The organism is Niastella populi (genome assembly GCF_002078015.1).
Lineage (GTDB): Bacteria > Bacteroidota > Bacteroidia > Chitinophagales > Chitinophagaceae > Niastella > Niastella populi.
The window spans coordinates 1-19,333 of sequence record NZ_LWBP01000214.1 but is presented as its reverse complement, the minus strand read 5'-3'; the positions used below and the strand labels follow the sequence as shown (position 1 = coordinate 19,333).

At 45.5% G+C, this 19,333-nt stretch carries 16 protein-coding genes; 10 read left to right on the top strand and 6 right to left on the bottom strand.

What is annotated here, in order from left to right:
* Positions 1 to 95: 95 nt before the first annotated feature.
* The gene (locus A4R26_RS27540; RefSeq protein WP_081169756.1) at positions 96 to 1,592 is read left to right on the top strand and encodes a lipopolysaccharide biosynthesis protein; all 1,497 of its coding nucleotides are present in this window, start codon (positions 96 to 98) and stop codon (positions 1,590 to 1,592) included.
* A 502-nt stretch (positions 1,593 to 2,094) separates the two neighbouring features.
* Positions 2,095 to 2,535 carry a sensor histidine kinase gene (locus tag A4R26_RS27535; protein ID WP_081169755.1) on the top strand — a complete coding sequence of 147 codons (441 nt, stop codon included), beginning with the start codon at positions 2,095 to 2,097 and terminating at the stop codon, positions 2,533 to 2,535.
* Positions 2,536 to 2,827: 292 nt separating this feature from the next.
* Here A4R26_RS27535 and A4R26_RS27530 read toward each other — a convergent pair whose 3' ends face one another.
* Positions 2,828 to 3,598, bottom strand: a complete 771-nt coding sequence (locus A4R26_RS27530) for a C40 family peptidase (RefSeq protein WP_165760434.1) — start codon at positions 3,596 to 3,598, stop codon at positions 2,828 to 2,830.
* Between the two features lie 503 nt (positions 3,599 to 4,101).
* Here A4R26_RS27530 and dnaE point away from each other — a divergent pair.
* From dnaE to mqnE, 6 genes are all read left to right on the top strand, one after another.
* Positions 4,102 to 7,743, top strand: coding sequence for a DNA polymerase III subunit alpha (gene dnaE, locus A4R26_RS27525; RefSeq protein ID WP_081169753.1), 3,642 nt, complete (start codon positions 4,102 to 4,104; stop codon positions 7,741 to 7,743).
* Positions 7,744 to 8,009: 266 nt separating this feature from the next.
* Positions 8,010 to 8,327 carry a thioredoxin gene (gene trxA, locus A4R26_RS27520; RefSeq protein ID WP_081169752.1) on the top strand — a complete coding sequence of 106 codons (318 nt, stop codon included), beginning with the start codon at positions 8,010 to 8,012 and terminating at the stop codon, positions 8,325 to 8,327.
* Positions 8,328 to 8,486: 159 nt separating this feature from the next.
* Positions 8,487 to 8,903: a thioredoxin gene (trxA, locus tag A4R26_RS27515; protein ID WP_081169751.1), complete on the top strand. Its 417-nt coding sequence runs from the start codon at positions 8,487 to 8,489 to the stop codon at positions 8,901 to 8,903.
* A gap of 154 nt (positions 8,904 to 9,057) precedes the next feature.
* Positions 9,058 to 10,815 carry a carboxypeptidase-like regulatory domain-containing protein gene (locus A4R26_RS27510; protein WP_081169750.1) on the top strand — a complete coding sequence of 586 codons (1,758 nt, stop codon included), beginning with the start codon at positions 9,058 to 9,060 and terminating at the stop codon, positions 10,813 to 10,815.
* Between the two features lie 255 nt (positions 10,816 to 11,070).
* Positions 11,071 to 12,366: a NupC/NupG family nucleoside CNT transporter gene (locus A4R26_RS27505; RefSeq protein ID WP_081169749.1), complete on the top strand. Its 1,296-nt coding sequence runs from the start codon at positions 11,071 to 11,073 to the stop codon at positions 12,364 to 12,366.
* A 269-nt stretch (positions 12,367 to 12,635) separates the two neighbouring features.
* Positions 12,636 to 13,805, top strand: a complete 1,170-nt coding sequence (mqnE, locus tag A4R26_RS27500) for an aminofutalosine synthase MqnE (protein ID WP_081169748.1) — start codon at positions 12,636 to 12,638, stop codon at positions 13,803 to 13,805.
* A gap of 177 nt (positions 13,806 to 13,982) precedes the next feature.
* On the opposite strand, the gene A4R26_RS27495 is transcribed toward mqnE, so the two are convergent.
* The 3 genes from A4R26_RS27495 to A4R26_RS27485 all read right to left on the bottom strand — a co-directional run bounded on the left by A4R26_RS27495 (position 13,983) and on the right by A4R26_RS27485 (position 16,453).
* On the bottom strand, positions 13,983 to 15,410 hold the full coding sequence (locus tag A4R26_RS27495; RefSeq protein ID WP_081169747.1) for an L-serine ammonia-lyase: 1,428 nt from the start codon (positions 15,408 to 15,410) through the stop codon (positions 13,983 to 13,985).
* A 69-nt stretch (positions 15,411 to 15,479) separates the two neighbouring features.
* The gene (locus A4R26_RS27490) at positions 15,480 to 15,968 is read right to left on the bottom strand and encodes an FKBP-type peptidyl-prolyl cis-trans isomerase (RefSeq protein ID WP_081169746.1); all 489 of its coding nucleotides are present in this window, start codon (positions 15,966 to 15,968) and stop codon (positions 15,480 to 15,482) included.
* A gap of 146 nt (positions 15,969 to 16,114) precedes the next feature.
* Complete coding sequence (locus A4R26_RS27485) at positions 16,115 to 16,453, bottom strand: hypothetical protein (protein WP_081169745.1); 339 nt, start codon at positions 16,451 to 16,453, stop codon at positions 16,115 to 16,117.
* Between the two features lie 115 nt (positions 16,454 to 16,568).
* On the opposite strand from A4R26_RS27485, the gene A4R26_RS27480 reads away from it, so the two are divergent.
* Together A4R26_RS27480 and A4R26_RS27475 are read left to right on the top strand one after the other, a co-directional pair.
* A complete protein-coding gene (locus A4R26_RS27480) occupies positions 16,569 to 17,573 on the top strand; it encodes a hypothetical protein (RefSeq protein WP_081169744.1) in 1,005 nt (334 codons plus the stop codon).
* A 133-nt stretch (positions 17,574 to 17,706) separates the two neighbouring features.
* Entirely contained in the window at positions 17,707 to 18,213 is a 507-nt protein-coding gene (locus tag A4R26_RS27475; RefSeq protein WP_081169743.1) for a cupin domain-containing protein, read from the top strand.
* A 114-nt stretch (positions 18,214 to 18,327) separates the two neighbouring features.
* Here the strand turns inward: A4R26_RS27475 and A4R26_RS35200 are convergent, their stop codons facing one another.
* Positions 18,328 to 18,504, bottom strand: a complete 177-nt coding sequence (locus A4R26_RS35200; RefSeq protein WP_165760433.1) for a hypothetical protein — start codon at positions 18,502 to 18,504, stop codon at positions 18,328 to 18,330.
* Between the two features lie 109 nt (positions 18,505 to 18,613).
* On the bottom strand, positions 18,614 to 19,333 hold a 720-nt coding region (locus A4R26_RS27470; protein ID WP_207625834.1), incomplete at its 5' end, for a hypothetical protein.

Below are 19,333 nucleotides of genomic sequence, written 5' to 3'. Positions count from 1 at the left end.
TCCATTGCGGGGGTGCGTTAAGCGTTAAGCCTTCAGCGTTAAGCATTAAACGTGCAGGCTGCAATTAGTAGTGAGCTAAAACCTAAGTATCAAAAATGAGTATAAGAAGGCAAAGTATTATTTCTTCCATTTTGGTGTATATAGGATTTGCGGTGGGCCTGCTGAATACTTACCTGTATGCAAGAGGATTTGCCGAGGCGGAATACGGACTGGTGCAGGGTGCATTTGTGGCTTTCGCCAACCTGATGTTCTCCGTTTCGAATGTAGGCTTAACATTTTATATCTATAAATTCTATCCTTACTATAACGATAATCTGCCCCCAAAGAAAAACGACATGATCACGCTGGCGCTGGTAGTCAGCATTTGCATGTTCGCTTTTGTGATGATCATTGGTTTCGTGTTCAAAGATTTTGTCATCAGAAAGTATAGTGCCAATTCGCCCGAGCTCATCTACTATTATTACTGGCTGTTTCCGTTTGGATTCGGCCTTTCCATTTATTCCATTCTGGAAGCATTCGCCTGGCAGTTGCGCAAATCGGTGCTCACCAATTTCCTGAAGGAAATATTATTCCGGCTGTTAGCCACTATTCTTATTGTTCTTTTTTTCCTGAAGGTTATTAAAGATTTTAACCTCTTCATCAAACTGTATGCGTTCACCTATATTGCCATTGCACTTGCATTGCTGATCTATTTAATGGCAACCCGTCAATTGCACATTACTTTTTCAATAAGCCGGGTTACTAAAAAATTCTTTAAAAAAATAGCCAGTGTAGCGCTGTTTATCTGGGGCGGCTCACTGGTATTCAATCTTGCACAAGTGTTCGATACGCTGGTAATTGGGGCCGTAGTAGCCAGCGGTATGGCAAACGTGGGTTTGTATACATTGGCGCAAAACATGTCGAGCCTGGTGAATGCCCCCCAAAGGGCCATTGTTTCGACTACCATTCCGCCGCTGTCGCAGGCATGGAAAGACAAAGATTACGACAAAATCAATCGTATTTACCAGCGCAGCAGCATTAACCAGTTATTATTTGCGCTTGCCATGTTTGCACTGATCCTGCTGAACTTTACCGACGGTGTGCTCACGTTTCATTTAAAACCCGGCTATCTCGATGCACGTATCATTTTCCTGTACATTGGCATCACAAAGATCGTTGACATGGGCACCGGCGTAAATTCACAGATTATTGGAACCAGCATTTACTGGAAAGTGGATTTTGTAAGCGGTATTATTTTGCTGGCGCTTACACTGCCCCTGAATTATTTTCTTACCGTATATCTTGGAGTAATAGGGCCCGCCATTGCCAACTTATTTGCCATAATAGTTTACAATGGCATCCGGTACTTTTTCCTGTTGCGTAAATTCAAAATGCAGCCGTTTACGGTAAAATCGGTGTATGCTTTGCTGCTGGCAATTGTATGTTTTGGCATTTGCTATTTTGCTTTCAACAGTTTTCTGGGCTTTGGCTGGATCGTTCTGCGCAGTACAGCGTTCATTGCATTGTTTGCAGCAGGTGTATTGTTTTTGAAAATTTCGCCCGATGTATTGCCGGTACTCGAGTCGGTCAGGAAGCGCCTTCGGCCGGCATAAGCTGAATAATATGCAAGCTCTGCCATTTAGTATAAACCCGATAACCCTATCAACTTTGTCAACTTTCAGCTAACACTCATTCGCAAAACTTTTTTAGCAACGCGATGATTTTCTCCCTGTAACCCGCACTCATTCACAAAGCTTTAACAATAAACGTCAATTACACCCAAATAAGTGTAAAAAACTCATTTAACGCAATCGATTGTTGTAACCGCTTACGTTTAAAAACAGTTGGTTTTTACAGGAAAACATTTAGTGGCTATTTATGCTTTAGTATATTTTTTATGATAACAAGATCTCTGTTGATGCTGAAGCATGTTTAGCATCGTTACTTTGTTTCAGCATTACAGCAAGCAATGCAGACGATCCTGAGAAGTACCAGATGAAAACAGAAAATACCCTTTGAAAGCATAAGGTCCGTAGCGTCAACTCCGTTTTTAGTTCGTATCCCTTTGAACACTGTTCTCAATTCCTTTTTCGTTCATCATTTAATAGTCCATTTATGAAAAGCTTGTCATCCACACTCAACCCCGCGCCGGTAGTCAGCACACACAGTAATCCAACTCCTGTATCACTTCACAAACTTGTAAGCCGGCTCATGCAGAGTTTTTGCCCGCTGGCCGTTGCCAAAAAAAGTTTTATCATTAACGATGTAGACGATTCATTTCAGCTGCATACCGATGAACAGGTACTGGCCTTTATCGTAGGCAACCTGTTGAACAACGCCATCTCCAGTTCAAATGCCGTTTGCATCAGAATAGAAGCCGTGAAACATACCACCGGCGTTGAGGTTCGCGTAAAGAATAATGGAGCCAATTTTTACAGCACCGTAGCCCATGGTTTTTCTGAAGTGCTGGCCGCAGCCCGCAGTATGGGCGGCACTATCAATATTTATAACCAAAAGCACGAAGGAACGGTGATCACGCTCTCAGTAGCTGCATAATAACTCACCGTTGAAATGCTGTCCTGAAACGTGAAATATTAAAGTGTAATTTGTAATATAGATCCGATGCCCGCGTGAATTCATTCACCCTGTAAGGCCTGATTTTATTTAAACTTTCCATAACTCAATAACTGAAAAACTCGAACAAAAACCTGTTACCCGTAACAGGTTTTTCTCGTTTATGGCCGCAGGCAAAAAGCGAGGCTGTAATAACATTTAAGTCCCGAACATAAGGACTATGAACTATGAACTGTGAACTATGAGCTGTGAACTGTGAACTATGAACTGTGAACTATTTAACTCTCCCCGCCCCATAAAACCTGGTCTTGTAATAATCCTCATCGAGGTCGCTGATCATTACCCCACTGCTGGTAGCGGCATGCACAAACTTATTATTGCAGAGATAAACGCCCACATGGGTAATACCGCCTTTTGAGCCGCGGGTTTTGAAGAAAACCAGATCGCCCTGCTTTAATTTTTTCTTTTTAACCTTCGTTGAGCATTGCTTGTACTGGTCGGCCGAATTTCTTGTAAGCGTGATATTATAGTAGGAGCTCATGAACGCTTTGGAAAAGCCACTGCAATCGACTCCCTGCCTGGTTTCACCACCATATTTGTATTTGGTGCCATACCAGCTTTCGATCAGTTCCAGCAACTTGCCGTCATTGATCGTCTCTACCGGCATATCGAGCAAAATGGCATATTTGAACTGTAAAGGCGCACTATATTCTATCCCTATGGCTTTTGTGCTTTTTTTGTGTGAAAGGTCCTTGATCATGTTCTCCTCATCGGGAGTGAGGGCTGCCAGCTTCTGGGTGGGACTGGTTACTCTTTTCGATTTGGTGCCGGAGGCGGTAGTGCTTTTGGAGCCTTTTTTCTTTTTGTCCTGCGTAAGGTCATCGTCTTCATTGGCCCCGGCCACAATATGGTCAAGGAATTCGGGACCGTTTACCGGGTAAACAGCAGTGTCACCCGCCGGCCCCGCAGGGTTGAACGGATAATGCGCCGCAGCCGGAAAAGCATGCGTAAGCAGGACGGATATAATGATAATCAGATACTTCACAGGTCTGGAAAATTTAATTAGCTGCTCCGTCAACGCCATTTTGACCCTGACTATTGCCTTGCTTTATCGAAGCGCAGCCAGCTTGGCACCAAAAGTAGCAAATACATTGCCAGTAAAACATTAAAATGCAATTAGGACGAAGGCTAAACGCTTAACGCAAAACGCATAACGCAGCCTCCTGACATTCGAAATGGCTGCAAGCCGGCACTTCGGGCCTTTAGCATTCGGCGTTCTGCATTCGGCAGCAATTATTTTTATTCAGATGCTGTTTATAAAATTTTATCCCGTTCACTATTGATTAAAGAACTTTATACCACAATTTCGTGTTTTTACTGGATGAAGTTTAATATTGGAAATGAGGCGATTAAGAGAATAAGGCAAAACCACGATTTTTAAGAAACCGAAGTAAGAAGGCCCCTTGTTAACCTGTTAACCCGTCAACTTACTTCATTCAACTAACACCAGCAAAGAATCAACTAAAAACATATTCATTAGAAGAACAAATGTGCAAATTCTCTCATCTTCACGTTCATACACAGTTTTCGTTGCTCGATGGCGCCGCAGCTATTCCGTCATTGTATAAAAAAGCCGTCAAAGACGGTATGCCCGCCCTTGCCATTACCGACCACGGTAATATGTTTGGCGCCTTTGAATTCGTTGCCGAAGCCTATAAACACAAAAATGAAGATGGCAGCCTGAAGGTAAAACCCATTGTAGGTTGCGAGTTTTATGTGGTGGAAGACCGGACCCGTAAAGTGTTCTCAAAAGAAGTAAAGGACGAACGCTATCACCAGGTACTGCTGGCAAAAAATAAAACCGGTTACCAGAACCTGGTAAAACTTACCAGTTTGGGTTATATAGAGGGTATGTACAGCAAATACCCCCGTATTGATAAAAAACTAATTGAACAATATAAGGAAGGGCTTATTGCCACCACCTGCTGCATAGGCGCCTATGTGCCGCAAACCATTCTGCACGACGGGGAAGAAAAAGCCGAACAGGAATTCAAATGGTGGCTCGATATGTTCGGTGAAGATTACTTCATCGAAATACAACGGCACAACCTGAAAGAACAGGAGATCATTAACCAGGTGCTGTTGAAGTTCTCCAAAAAGTACAACGTACCGGTTATCGCTACCAACGACAGCCATTATACCGATCAGGACGATTACAATGCCCACGACATCCTGTTATGTATAAACACCGGTGAAAAGAAAAGCACGCCCGGTTTCGATGACTTTGTAAATGACGATACCGCAATAAAAGACCGCCGCTTCAAATTTCCAAACGACCAGTTTTATTTTAAAACGCAGGAGGAAATGAAGAAGCTGTTCAGCGATATTCCCGAATCGATCGATAACACCAATATGATCGTTGACCGGGTTGAACTGCTGAACCTGAAAAAAGATATCCTGCTGCCGGCCTTCCCTTTACCAAAGGAGTTCCAGATCACTGAAGACAGTAACCTGAACCAGTGGGAATACCTGAAGCACATTACCTACGAAGGCGCCAAAGAACGTTATGTAGATATAACGCCCGAAATTCAGGAGCGGCTCGACTTTGAGTTGTTCACCATCAAGACCATGGGTTTTGCCGGTTACTTCCTTATTGTGGGCGACTTTATTAAAGCCGGTCGCGAACGGGGCGTATTCATTGGCCCGGGCCGTGGATCGGCGGCGGGCAGCGCGGTGGCTTATTGCATTGGCATTACCAACATAGACCCCATTAAATACAACCTGCTGTTCGAGCGCTTTCTGAACCCCGACCGTAAGTCGATGCCGGATATCGATACCGACTTCGATGATGAAGGCCGTCAGAAAGTGATCGATTATGTAGTGGAGAAATATGGCACCAACCAGGTGGCGCAGATCATTACCTATGGCACCATGGCCGCCAAAAGCAGTATCAAGGATGTGGCCCGGGTGCTCGACCTGCCCCTGGTTGAATCGAACGCCCTGGCTAAAATGGTTCCTGAAAAACCAGGCATTGAACTGGGCCGTGTACTGCATGCGCCCCTTACAGCCAAAGATGGAGAGAAATCGCTCGAAGAAAAAGAAGGCATTGGCCCCGATGAAATAGAAGTAATTAAAAAACTGCGTGAAATATACAACGGCCAGGGGCTTACCGCAACCGTATTGCATGAGGCAGAAAGGCTGGAAGGTTCCGTACGCAACACCGGCATCCACGCGGCAGGTATCATCATTGCCCCCCGCGACCTTACCGATCTGATACCCGTAAGTACCGCCAAGGACTCGAGCTTGTGGGTTACGCAGTTCGAAGGCAGCATCATCGAGGACGCCGGGGTAATCAAGATGGACTTCCTGGGTTTGAAAACCCTTACCATCATCAAGAACGCCCTGCGTATGATCAAGGAAAACCATGGGGTTGAACTTGACATTGAAACCATACCGCTCGACGATCCGAAAACATTCGAATTATACCAGAAGGCCGAAACCGTTGGTACGTTCCAGTTCGAAAGTCCGGGTATGCAAAAATACCTGCGCGATCTGAAGGCTGACCAGTTTGCCGACCTTATTGCGATGAACGCCCTGTACCGGCCCGGTCCGCTCGCATACATCCCCAACTTTATCGATCGTAAACACGGCCGTGAGCCCATCACCTACGACCTTCCCGAAATGGAAGAATACCTGCAGGAGTCGTACGGCATCACCGTATACCAGGAGCAGGTGATGTTGCTGGCGCAAAAGCTGGCCGGTTTTAGTAAGGGAGACGCCGACGTGCTGCGTAAAGCGATGGGTAAAAAGCAAAAGGCGGTGCTCGATAAAATGAAGGCCCAGTTCGTAAAGGGCGCTTCAGAAAAAGGCCACCCGGTCGAAAAGCTTGAAAAGATCTGGACCGACTGGGAAGCGTTCGCCCAATACGCCTTCAACAAATCGCACTCTACCTGTTATGCCTATGTGGCCTATCAAACGGCTTACCTCAAAGCCCACTACCCCAGCGAGTACATGGCAGCGGTATTGAACAACGCCGGCAACATAGAAAAGATCACCTTCTTTATGGAAGAGTGTAAGCGCATGGGAATAAAGTGTCTTGGCCCCGATGTAAATGAATCGAAAAAAGGTTTCTCGGTAAATAAAAACGGTGATATCCGTTTTGGTTTGGGCGGGTTAAAAGGTGTGGGTGAAGCTGCGGTAGAAAGCCTGATCGAAGAACGCGAAAAGAATGGGCCTTATACGTCGATCTTCGATATGATAAAACGCGTGAACCAGCGTACGGTGAACAAGAAAACACTGGAAAGCCTGGTATACGCCGGGGGATTCGATTGTTTTACCGATCTGCACCGCGCCCAGTATTTCTTTACGCCGCAAAACGATACCAGCACAGGGCTTGAAAAGATCGTGCGTTTCGGGAACGTTTACCAGGCGCAGAACGTGAATACCAGCAATACCCTTTTTGGCGGGCTTACCGAGGTAATGGAAATACCGCCACCCAAAATTCCGCCATGCGAGCATTGGTCGCTGACCGAATTACTCAATTACGAAAAAGAGGTAACCGGCATGTTTATGAGCGGCCACCCGCTCGATCACTTCCGGTTCGAGATAAAACACTATGGTATAACTACCATGGCCGAGTTCAATGAAATAAAAGATACCCTCGCCCTGCAGCCTAACCCCGGCCGCAGCTTCCGCCTTGCCGGGCTCGTAACGGATGCCCAGCACCGCGTAACCCGTACCGGCCGCCAGTTTGGTTCCTTCTGGATTGAGGATTACAGCGGTAAAAGCGAGTTTATGTTGTGGAGCGATGACTATATGCGGTTTACCAATTACCTCGAAAAAGGCAAAAACCTGTTTATAACCGGTTCGTTCAAACCCCGTTTCAACAAAACCGAGTTCGAGTTTAAAATAGAACGCATCAGTTTGTTGGAGGGTATTAAACAAAACCTCACCAAACAGGTTATTATAGATGTTGAAGCCCGGCATGTAAATGAGGAAATGATCGGTTTCTTTGAAAAGAACCTGAAAACCTTCCCCGGAAGTTCGATCCTGAAGTTCAACGTAAAGGATTATAAGGCGATGTGCAAAGTGAGTTTACAAACCGTTGATGCAGGTTTTCAAATGAATGACGAAATGGCTGCTTTCTTACAAAGCCACCCCGAAATGGATGTACAGGTTGTCACGGCATAGGTCTTAAACGCCATAAATTCAACGGGTTCTGTTAAAGGAAGCTTAAGAGAACAGCATAAAGCAGGGCCGGCACTGACAGGAATGGTAAAGCAATTTGAATGGCACAGAATTCGACGAGTTAGTTGTACGTTTTAAGTTCTAAGTTTTAAGTTCAGAAAATTTGAGGGTTACTATTAATTATGAGCTTTAAAATTCAACTACTTACAACTTAAAACTTACAACTTAAAACTTTTTCATAAACTTTACACTTTTAAAATATATACTTTATGGCTTTAGAATTCACAGACACAAATTTCCAGGACAAGGTCCTCTCCTCAGATAAATTAACAGTAGTAGATTTTTGGGCTGAGTGGTGTGGACCCTGCCGTGCGATCGGACCGGTAATTGAAGACCTGGCAAAAGAATACGATGGTAAAATAAACGTAGGTAAAGTAAACGTTGACCATAACCCGCAGTTATCAATCAACTACGGTGTTACTTCTATCCCTGCCATCCTTTTCATAAAAGATGGTAAAGTGGTAGACAAGCTGGTAGGTGCGCAACCTAAAAGCAACTTCGTAAAAAAGATCGAACAGCACATATAATGTCCCAGATATAAAGATCCTGAGGTGGGTCGTTTGGCCGGTTGGCCGACGGCCCACCATTTTTATGGCTGTTTTTTAACACCATACTATCAATTCGGATTGGCGTATATAATCATCTTTGTATATCTTACAAACCGAATAACAATCAACTAATACTTTATGAAAGCAGCATCAGGCCTTTTATATTTTGCGGTTATCTCTGTAACCCTGTTTATAATCGATGGCTTCAGAGCACCCGATAACCGTAGTGTCAAAGGCGGTACGGTAGAATTTACCGATGCCAACTTTCAGAGCAAAGCGCTGAATTCGGGCAAACTTACCGTAGTTGATTTCTGGGCAGAATGGTGCGGCCCCTGCCGCGCTGTAGGACCCGTTGTGGAAGACCTGGCCAAAGAGTACAACGGAAAGGTGAACATCGGCAAACTGAACGTTGATGAAAACCCGAACACCTGCATGAAGTATAACATTACTTCAATTCCTACTATCCTGTTCATCAAGAACGGGAAAGTGGTTGACAGGCTGATAGGCGCACATCCCAGGAAAAACCTGGTTAAAAAGATAGAACAGCTTAAATAAACTTATCACATAAAGGTTATTTGCAACCGGTAAGAGTGCCACGTTTCGAAGACGTGGCATTTTTATTTTGCCTGCCGCTCCCAACCACCGCTTTTACATCTGCGTAAGTTTAGCTACCTTTCTGATACCTTAAACATTTAAACCCCTACACGCCATGAAAAAGGTCCTCACCTTTGGATTTTCAGCCGTCTTACTGGCCCTGCTCATTATTGTCAGTTGTCAAAAATCGGCCACCAACGGCCCCGATACGCCAAACAATGAAAAAGAGATAGTGACCGCCAGCATTGCCGGCCGCATACTCGATGAGAATCAACAACCGGTAAGCGGCGCCGTGGTAAAAGCCGGATCGCTTACAGCCACTACCGATATCAATGGTAACTTTAGCATCAACAACGCAAGCCTCGATAAAAATGCCGGTTTTATCAAAGTAGAAAAAGACGGTTTCTTCCAGGGCAGCCGCACCATAGTGGTAAACGAAGGCGTGGTAAATTACATCTCGCTGCAACTGATCAAAAGAACGGTATCGGGCACGGTGAATGGCAGCAGCGGCGGTAATATTGCCGTTCAGGGCGGTGGCAGCATTGTATTTACAGGCAACAGTTTTGTAAACACTGCAGGAAACAGCGCTTATACCGGAACCGTTTCGGTAAGCACCTTCCTGTTGAACCCTGCCGCTTCCAATTTCAACGAAATTATGCCGGGTACATTGCGCGGCATCACTACCGGCAATGACCAAACCGGTTTACAATCTTTTGGCATGATGGCGGTGGAGCTTACCGGCGCCAACGGCGAAAAGTTACAACTGGCTGCAGGCAAAACGGCCACACTCACGTTCCCCATTCCACCAGCCATGTTATCACAGGCGCCCAATACCATTCCTTTATGGAGCTTCAACGATAGCACCGGTTTATGGAACGAAGAAGGCACGGCCACCAAACAGGGATCAAACTACGTAGGTACGGTAAGCCATTTTTCTTTCTGGAACTGCGATGTACCGGTCAACTTCATTCATTTTAAAGCGATCGTAAAAGACCAGAACGGCAACCCTTTTTCATCGGCTCGTGTAACTATTCAGGTTACCAGCGATGCCGTTAACGCCAATGGCTCAGGATACACCGATGCCACCGGCCGGGTAGGCGGTTATGTACCCAAAGGCAAAGCCTTGCAGATGAAGATCTACAACAAATGCAATGCGCTTGTGTACACAAAAGATATCGGTCCTTTCAATGCCGATGCCGACCTGGGCACTGTAACGATCACTAACCCGGCTACAGGATCGGTTACCATTTCAGGCACTGTTATCAATTGTTCAGCCGGCGCAGTTACCAATGGATATGTTGAAGTATACCTCGATAGTATGTTTAACCGTGCAACTGTTACCAACGGCAACTTCAGTATAACCATCAGCCGTTGTAACAATGTTTTACCGGTAAACGCATCTGTAATCGCCTATGACCTCGGCAATAACCAGGGCGGAAGTTCATCGTCAATAACCGTATCGTCGGCCACTGTAAATGCCGGCCAGTTAAGCGCCTGCGGAACTTCACTTACCCAGTTCGTGAATTACACCTTAAACGGCGTGCCTAAAAATTATACATATCCTGCCGACTCTGTTCTTGCCTACAAAAACGGGGGCAATAATACCTATACAGTGTGGGCTACCCGCAAGAACCAGGCGAATGAAGATGTTTATTTCACCTTTACCGCCACCGGAACGGGCAGTACACCTTTAAGTTCAATTAACATCACTGAAGGTTCGAAATATTACAGGGCTTCAGGAGCCATCACGGTAAACATTACTGAATGGACGGCCGGCAGCGGCGGGTTCATGGCAGGTAATTTAACCGGTAAAGTGGCTGACTCTTTTTCAACCGCGCCACTAAATCTGACGTTCAGGGCACAAAAACAATAACCCTGCAATTAAGCAAAGCATTCAACGATACTCAAAAGCGATCCTGTTACAGGGTCGCTTTTTCATTGTATGCCTATGATCACCATTTACATTGATAATTAAGCTGTATTATTGCGAATTAAAATTATTCCGTTATATTGCTACTCATACCCTAACAGCTGGCCATGGTTCGCGTATATTCTGCAGTAGCGGAATACACACGAACCATTGTAAATTTATATACCTTAAAAATTTCAACTACACCAAAACATCATTATGACCCCGGTACTTGAAAACATTTCGCGCGGTGCATTAGGTATGTTCTTCCTCATCTTCGTGTGTTTTTTGCTGAGCAATAACCGGCGGGCGATCAACTGGAAACTGGTGGGCATTGGCGTGGTGGCCCAGTTGTGTTTTGCGCTGGGTGTTTTGAAAGTCAACTTTATCAAGATCGTTTTTGGCTGGGTGAGCGATAAATTCGTTGAGCTTATCAATATAGGTCATAAGGGTATAGAATTCATTTTTGGTAAACTGGCCGATCCTACGGGCAGCTGGGCATATGTGTTTGCCGTGCAGGTGTTGCCCAATATCATTTTCTTTGCCGCCCTTTCGGCCATGTTATACTACCTCGGCATTCTGCAAAAAATAGTGTATGTGTTCGCCTGGATGCTGAAGAAATTGGGTATCTCCGGTCCTGAAAGCGTTTCTACGGCTGCCAATATTTTTCTCGGTCAAACGGAAGCGCCGCTGATGATCAGGCCCTTCCTCGATAAAATGAACCGCAGCGAAATGCTTTGCATCATGGTGGGTGGCATGGCCAATACCGCCGGCAGCGTTCTGGCTGCCTATGTTGGTTTCCTCGGCGGTAACGATATCGTGCAGCAAAAGTATTTCGCATTGCATATGCTGAGCCAGAGCATCATGAGCGCCCCCGCCGCCATCGTTGTTTCTAAAATATTATTTCCCCAGAACGAAACCTTCATCAGGGAGCTGAAGGTGCCTAAAGAAAAAATAGGTGATAACTTTCTCGACGCTATTTCCCTGGGCACAACCGACGGCCTTAAACTGGCCGTGAACGTAGGCGCTATGCTTATCGTATTTACCGCCTTAATGTATTTGTGCAACTGGATCCTGGGATCGGTTGGTTACTGGTTCAGTATCAATGACGATATTGCCCGCGTAACCAACGGCCGCTACGATTCATTATCCCTGCAAATGATCCTCGGCTATGTGTTCTCCCCCGTTGCCTGGCTTATTGGCGTCAAAAGCCAGGAGATGGTACAGGTAGGGCAGCTACTGGGCGAGAAGACCATCCTCAATGAATTTGTTGCCTATATTTCTTTCGGCAGCATGAAATCATCCGGACAAATAACCGATCCCAAATCGATCCTGATAGCCACCTATGCGTTGTGTGGTTTTGCCAATTTCGCTTCCATCGGCATTCAGATCGGCGGCATCAGCCAGCTGGCGCCCAACCAGCGCCGCAACCTTACCGAACTGGGCGTTAAGGCGCTTATCGGCGGTACTATTGCATGTTTGATGTGCGGAACGATAGCAGGGGCTTTAATGTAATTTGATAATGTGATAATTAGATAATGTGATAATGAAATACATTGCTCGTGATTACGCATCAACCTGCTGCGATTGGCATTCCGCTATGCCTGCTTAGACTGTATTTTGTATCAGCTTTCGGCTGTCTTCTGTATTTGCCTTAGGCTTTAGGCCTTCCGCTTTCCCCTGTATTCTGTATTTGCTTGCAGCTATCAGCTTGGGGCTTGTAGCTGTTTTCCCGTAACTTTGTGCCCGTTTTATTGTTACATACGGAAGCAAATCCCTATCAAATGAGTACTAACATTCAGCAGGTTATAGCAGCAGAAAAAGACCCCGCCCTTCGTGTTATCGGCGAAAAAATAGTAAACAAACAACGTATTTCCCCTGAAGACGGGTTGTTATTGTTCGAAAAAGGCGGTTTGCCCTTTGTAGGCGCCCTGGCCAATTTTGTACGCGAGCGCCTGCATGGTGATACAACGTATTTCAACAGAAATTTTCATATAGAGCCCACCAACGTGTGTGTGTTCGCCTGTGCCTTTTGCTCCTATTCGCGCCTGTATGCGCACCGTGAGGAAGGCTGGGAACTTACCACCGATCAAATGCTGAACATCGTGAAAAGCTATGATGGCAAACCGGTTACCGAGGTGCATATCGTAGGCGGCGTTCACCCCAAACTGAACCTTGAGTTCTTTGCCGATCTGTTGCGCAAAATAAAAGCGCACCGGCCCGAACTGCATATCAAGGGTTTTACCCCCGTTGAGCTGGATTATATGTTCCGCAAAGCAAAGAAAACCGCAGCCGAAGGCATGAAATACCTGCACGAGGCCGGACTGGATTCTTTACCCGGCGGCGGCGCCGAGATCTTTGCACCTGAGATCAGGGAAAAGATCTGCGCCGATAAGGTAGATGCCAACGGCTGGCTCGAAATTCATGAAGCGGCGCACAGCCTCGGCATGCATAGCAATGCCACCATGCTGTATGGTCATATAGAAGCATACCAACACCGCATAGACCATATGGAACGCCTGCGCCAGTTGCAGGATAAAACGGGCGGTTTCAATACATTCATTCCGCTTAAATTCCGCAATAAGCAGAACGACATGAGCGACGTGGCCGAATCGGGTGTTATCGAGGATATGCGTATGTACGCCATTGCCCGCCTGTATATGGATAACTTCCCGCACCTGAAAGCCTACTGGCCAATGCTGGGACGTCATAATGCACAACTTACTTTATCGTTCGGGGTGAATGATATCGACGGCACCATCGACGATTCTACCAAAATATACTCCATGGCTGGTTCAGAAGAACAAAACCCGGCTATGAGCACTGCCCAACTGGTAACCCTGATAAAACAGGCAAAAAGAAAACCCGTTGAACGCGATACCTTGTACAACGTATTACACGATTACAGTGACCTGGATGTTGCGCAGATCGATGTGAAACCGGGATTGAATTAGCTATAAGCTTTAAACCGTAAGCTATAAGCAAATACAAAAGCTGTAAGCTAAGCTTAAGGCAGTCTTCGCCTGTAGCGTGCAGCTGTATTCGCTTGCAGCTTGTAGCTGTATCTGTATTCGCTTACAGCTTATAGCTTGAAGCTTGCAGCTGTATTCTGTATTTGCTTACAGCTGTATTTAACATTCCGGTAAACTCAACGGTATATTCACCGCCAACCCGCCCTCGGCAGTTTCTTTATACTTATGGCTCATGTCAATGGCCGTATCCCACATGGTTTTTATAACGTTATCGAGCGATACTTTGGCAAAATCGGGCGTGCTTTGCTGCGCCAGTTGCGACGCGGTAATGGCTTTTATGGCGCCCATGGTATTTCTTTCAATACAGGGAATTTGAACCAGTCCGCCAATGGGATCGCAGGTTAATCCCAAATGATGTTCCATGGCAATTTCCGCCGCCATCATCGTCTGGCGCTGGCTGCCACCCAGTACTTCTGTAAGCCCGGCAGCGGCCATGGCAGAGGATACGCCAATTTCAGCCTGGCACCCGCCCATGGCAGCCGAAATAGTAGCGCCTTTTTTGAATATGCTGCCTATTTCAGAAGCGGTGAACATGAACTGCAGGATCTTTTCATCATTATACCCGTCGCAGAACACCACCAGGTAATGCAATACTGCCGGAATTACACCGGCCGCGCCGTTGGTAGGCGCCGTTACCACGCGGCCAAAAGAGGCATTTTCTTCATTAATGGCCAGCGCAAAACAGCTCACCCAGTCCAGAATGTATTTAAAATCGCTGCCACCGGCGCGAATTGCCTTTATCCATGAATCATAATCCTCATACGTTTTGCCCTGCAATAGCTTTTTATTAAGGTCTGCGGCCCTTCTTTTTACCTGCAGGCCACCGGGCAGCATTCCGTGGCTATGGCATCCGCGGTACATACATTCTTTCATCACCTGCCATATTTTCAAAACGCCCTTGCGGGTTTCTTCCTCACTGCGCCAGCTATGCTCATTTTCCATTACCACTTCACTAATGCTTAACCCCGTTTTACGGCACCAGTGCAACAGGTCGCCGGCATTGTTAACAGGAAAAGGCAACTGCACCGAAGCGGTTGCCGCCCCCTGCTCGCCTTCCTGCTGTACAAAACCACCGCCCACCGAGTAATAGGTGGCGGCATGCTGTTCGCCGTTAACGAGGGTGATCATGAATGTTAATGCATTGGGATGATAGGGTAATGATTCAGTGAACAGGAACTCAACACCCGTTGCCGGGTCGAAATCTATTTCATGTTTGCCCTGCAGCAACAGTTTTTTGGTAGTGCGGATGCGCTGTACTTTCTCATCGATAAGTGCTACCTCGCAGGTTACAGGATCTTCGCCGCTTAAACCCATCAGCACGGCCACATCGGTACCATGCCCTTTGCCTGTTTTGGCAAGCGAGCCATACAACAGCACCTGTAATGAGGTTACCTGTAACAACTGGTGCTTCTGTTCAAGGGATTGTAAAAATAAAAGGGCGGCCCGCCAGGGGCCAAGCGTATGGGAGCTGGATGGACCTACACCGATCTTAAATATGTCGAATACGGAAATTGCTTCGTGTGGCAAAGGGCTGCATTTTGGGCAAATGTAGGTGAAAATAACAAATGTTAGTTTAACCGTAATGCTGTTAAAGCGTTAATAGAACGAAGTGAGCGAGATATCGAAGACAAGAATGGAATTGGCCGGAATGATGACCTTCCCGCTTTCATCCTTTATTTCTTTTGAACCATAAGCCAGTGCGGGTGGAATATACAGTTTCATATGTCCGCCTTTTTTAATAAGCGGAATCCCTTTTCGAAATCCTTCAATGGAGGAACCCAGTGTAAATGCGGTACTTTTCTGTTCAAAGACGGTTCCGTTGGTGAGTTTGCCGGTATACGTCAATTCTACCTGCGAACAAAGACCGGGATTACTGTTGCCTTCACCATGATCGAAGACCTGGTAATACAAACCGCTTGCGTCTTTACCCACCGAATAAATATTATTAGAAGTAAGATATGTTTCTACATCCTGTTGTTCGTTCGCCGGAGCCACAATGTTATGGTCGCCGTAACCGCAACCCGATTCTTTTTTACAGCTATAAAAAAGGACAAAGCACAGAAAACCCCAAACAAGATTTCTCATTAGAAATTGATTTGTTTATGATTAGCCAGGTAAAAGACAATGATATAGAGATGTTTGCTGCTTTAACCAATTGGCAATCGGCAATTTGCAATTGGCAAGAATTGCCGCTTTTCAGGGTTCCCTATTAATCGCGAATCTCCCTTTGCTTATTGTCTATTGCTTATTGTTGATTCTTCCTGCTCTTTAGCCTTCAATTCCAGATAATGCTGCTCCCGCTGGTCCCACTGATGGCGTTTATAAAATAAAGCCACAAAAACAGCAATACATATGATAGCAATAATTAGTACGACCGGACTGCTTTGGCTATTTGCCTCCATACTGGCACGCTGGTACCATAACCGGCCTGAAAATAATAAAATTAATACGGGAACTGCAAACAGCAGCCCTATGGGCAGGCCCAATAACAACTGTTTATTGATCTTTTTTTCGCGTAACCGGTTAGCTTCCCAGTACGCCAAAAACCGCTTTTCTGATTCCGTAAGCATGCATAATAAATTAATCCACAATCGAATAAACTTCCCGCAAAAGTAATAACTTCCGTATTCGTGTATTGTGGCAGCGATAAATAATACTTAACTTACGCCAAAAATCCTTAATCTCTTGAAAATTTCGGTTCTAGTAGCACAGTATTTTTACCAGAATAAGAGACTGAACTTACCTGGTATAGGCACATTTTATCTCGATGTCGCCGTTGACGTTCAGAATATAGATAAAAATTCAAACGATCTTCTTGACCACATTCATTTTGCACAAAAAAACATTGCCCGTCCCGATGAAGAACTGATCGATTTTATCAGGAAACATACCGGTAAGATCAGGCCGCTGGCAGAATCGGACCTTGAAACATTTGTTGCCGACGGCAAACTGATGCTGAATATCGGCAAGCCATTTCATATAGAAGGCATCGGCACTTTACAAAAGAACCGCGAAAGCGTTTATGAATTTACACCCGGCCATCCTGTTGTGCAACGCCTTGAACCGCCGCCGCCATTGACGAACGCAGAACATCTCGATTCAGCAAATAAACCTAAAAAGAAATCTGTTTTCGATGACGATCCCAATGAGGCCCGCAACGCACAGATCCGCCGCGTGGCCATTGTAATTGGGGTGATCGTGGGCGTTGGTATCATTGTGTGGGGTGGCTACAGTTTGTTTTCGAATAAAGTGAAGACCGACCCTAAAACGGTTACCGCGTCAACCGCCAATGCTGAGGACACACAACCGCAGGCTTCTTCCTACCTGTCGAACATCAACGATCCCAAAAAACAATTGGAGAACGTTATAAATAAAGACAGTATTCTGCTTCATGAAGCGGCCAAAGCCGATACCGGGAATGATTTTGCGCAGGCTACCACAACAACGACTTCCGCTGCTGCCGGTCCTTCAAAAATGTACAAATATGTACTTCAAACAACCCGGTCACAAACAACCGCGGTGAATATGCTGAACAGGCTGAAACCAAAAGTGCAGCTTGAAACCGCCGACTCCGTATTATTCAAAATTGTTATTTCTTTACCCGGAACACCGGCCGATACTACCCGCATAAAAGATTCATTACGTTTTTGGTACTGGGGTGCGAGAGATAAGAAGGTGACGATAGAATAAAAAATACCGCTAAACGCTAAACGCTTAAGGCCCAACGCCGCCCTCCGATTTAGGTTCATTCCGAATAATTTCGGAAAGCCTGAAATTCAGGATATAGCGTTCCGCGTTTCGCGTTCAGCATTAAGCGTTAAGTATGAGTAAACGAACAGCAGCATATTGGATAAACAAATTACAACTGGCTACCCATATAGAAGGGGGTGCTTTCAGGGAGATCTACCGCTCGCCGGTTATGGCGCCTGTGGCGGCACTTCCTTCTGCCTTTACGGGCGACCGTAACTTCTGCACCAGCATTTATTTTTTACTGCAACAGCACCAGTTCTCGGCTTTTCATAAGATCAAAAGCGATGAAGTATGGCATTTCTATTATGGCGATGCATTGATCGTGTATGAAATAGATCAACAGGGCCGCATGATAGAACACCGCCTCGGCTGCGATGCCGATAATGATGAAACCTTTCAATGTGTAATAACCGCAGGCAACTGGTTTGCTGCGCGGTTAGCGCCTGGCGGCGAATATGCCCTGGTGGGCTGCACCGTTTCCCCCGGTTTCGATTTTGTCGATTTTGAACTGGCCAGGCAGGATGAATTGACCGCGGCCTACCCTGCGCATGCCCCGTTAATAAAAGAATTGACGATCTGATTCAGATAAGTTTTCTCACCAGCTTTTTGGCGGGGGTTGTTTGGCTGGGGGCGGGCATGGGAGAAGTGACCGAACCCCGCAAGCAAATACAACGAAAAGTGCGGAACTGAGAACTTAAAACTTAGACGCTAGTAATTTCTTTCTTTTATAATAATAGTACACCGGAATACCCAATGCCGTAACGGCCAATCCCAACAATGAATTGATGACGGGTACCAGGCCGTTGATATAATTGCCAACATCATTAACAATAGTACTTACCAGGTAAAAAGTGGCAAATGCAATAAACAACCAGGGTGTTACCGGGTAACCCCCATTCCCCGTGTCAACCTAAATAAAATATATAAAATATCTATTCATGATTCACTAAGCGACGGGCGTTATTATGGAAGTTGATTAGTTAAAACCCAAACCCAACTCCTGCTGACATATTAAGCGAGGAATAACGATAAGCGCTTATGTCATTACTATTCGAAGCTTTTGCCGCGCTGGTACTGAAATAATTTATATCAGCAAGCAAGTAAATGCTTCTATATAATGAATAGTTAAATTCAGTTCCTAAACGATAGCAAAAGACAGTTTTTAGATCATTTCCAAAATAAGTAAGGTCATTTTGCGAGTCTTTTAAGGTGACTTTATATGCAGGTTTTTTCGAACTACTGATACCTGCCAGTATTTGCGATTTGATATTTAACTTGTTATTGATTGGGATTTGATAAAATCCGCCAGCCATAACATTCAAAATTTTCCAGTTGTCGGCGTCAAGGATAATATTGCTGACCCTGGTGTTAAAATAATCAGCAAATGGCACCCAAAGATTTATGAAACCTGAAACCAATGGAAATGCTAAACGATAACATCCATTGATCTCTATCTTATTGAATAAACCTGTGCTCCTCCCTTCAAGACGGTTCGTGAAATTCTGCTTTATGTCCGTCGTCAATCTTCGGGTTGTATTTATGCCAACGCATCCAGAGGCAAAAAAATATACTAATAAACAATACCAAATTTTCATGCTTGTCAATATAAAGTAAAGGGGAATAATACCCAAAATATGTATGTATACCTCCCCTATACCCCGGGTTGTAAAATAAAGCATTCCTCCCGCGGGAGGAATGCT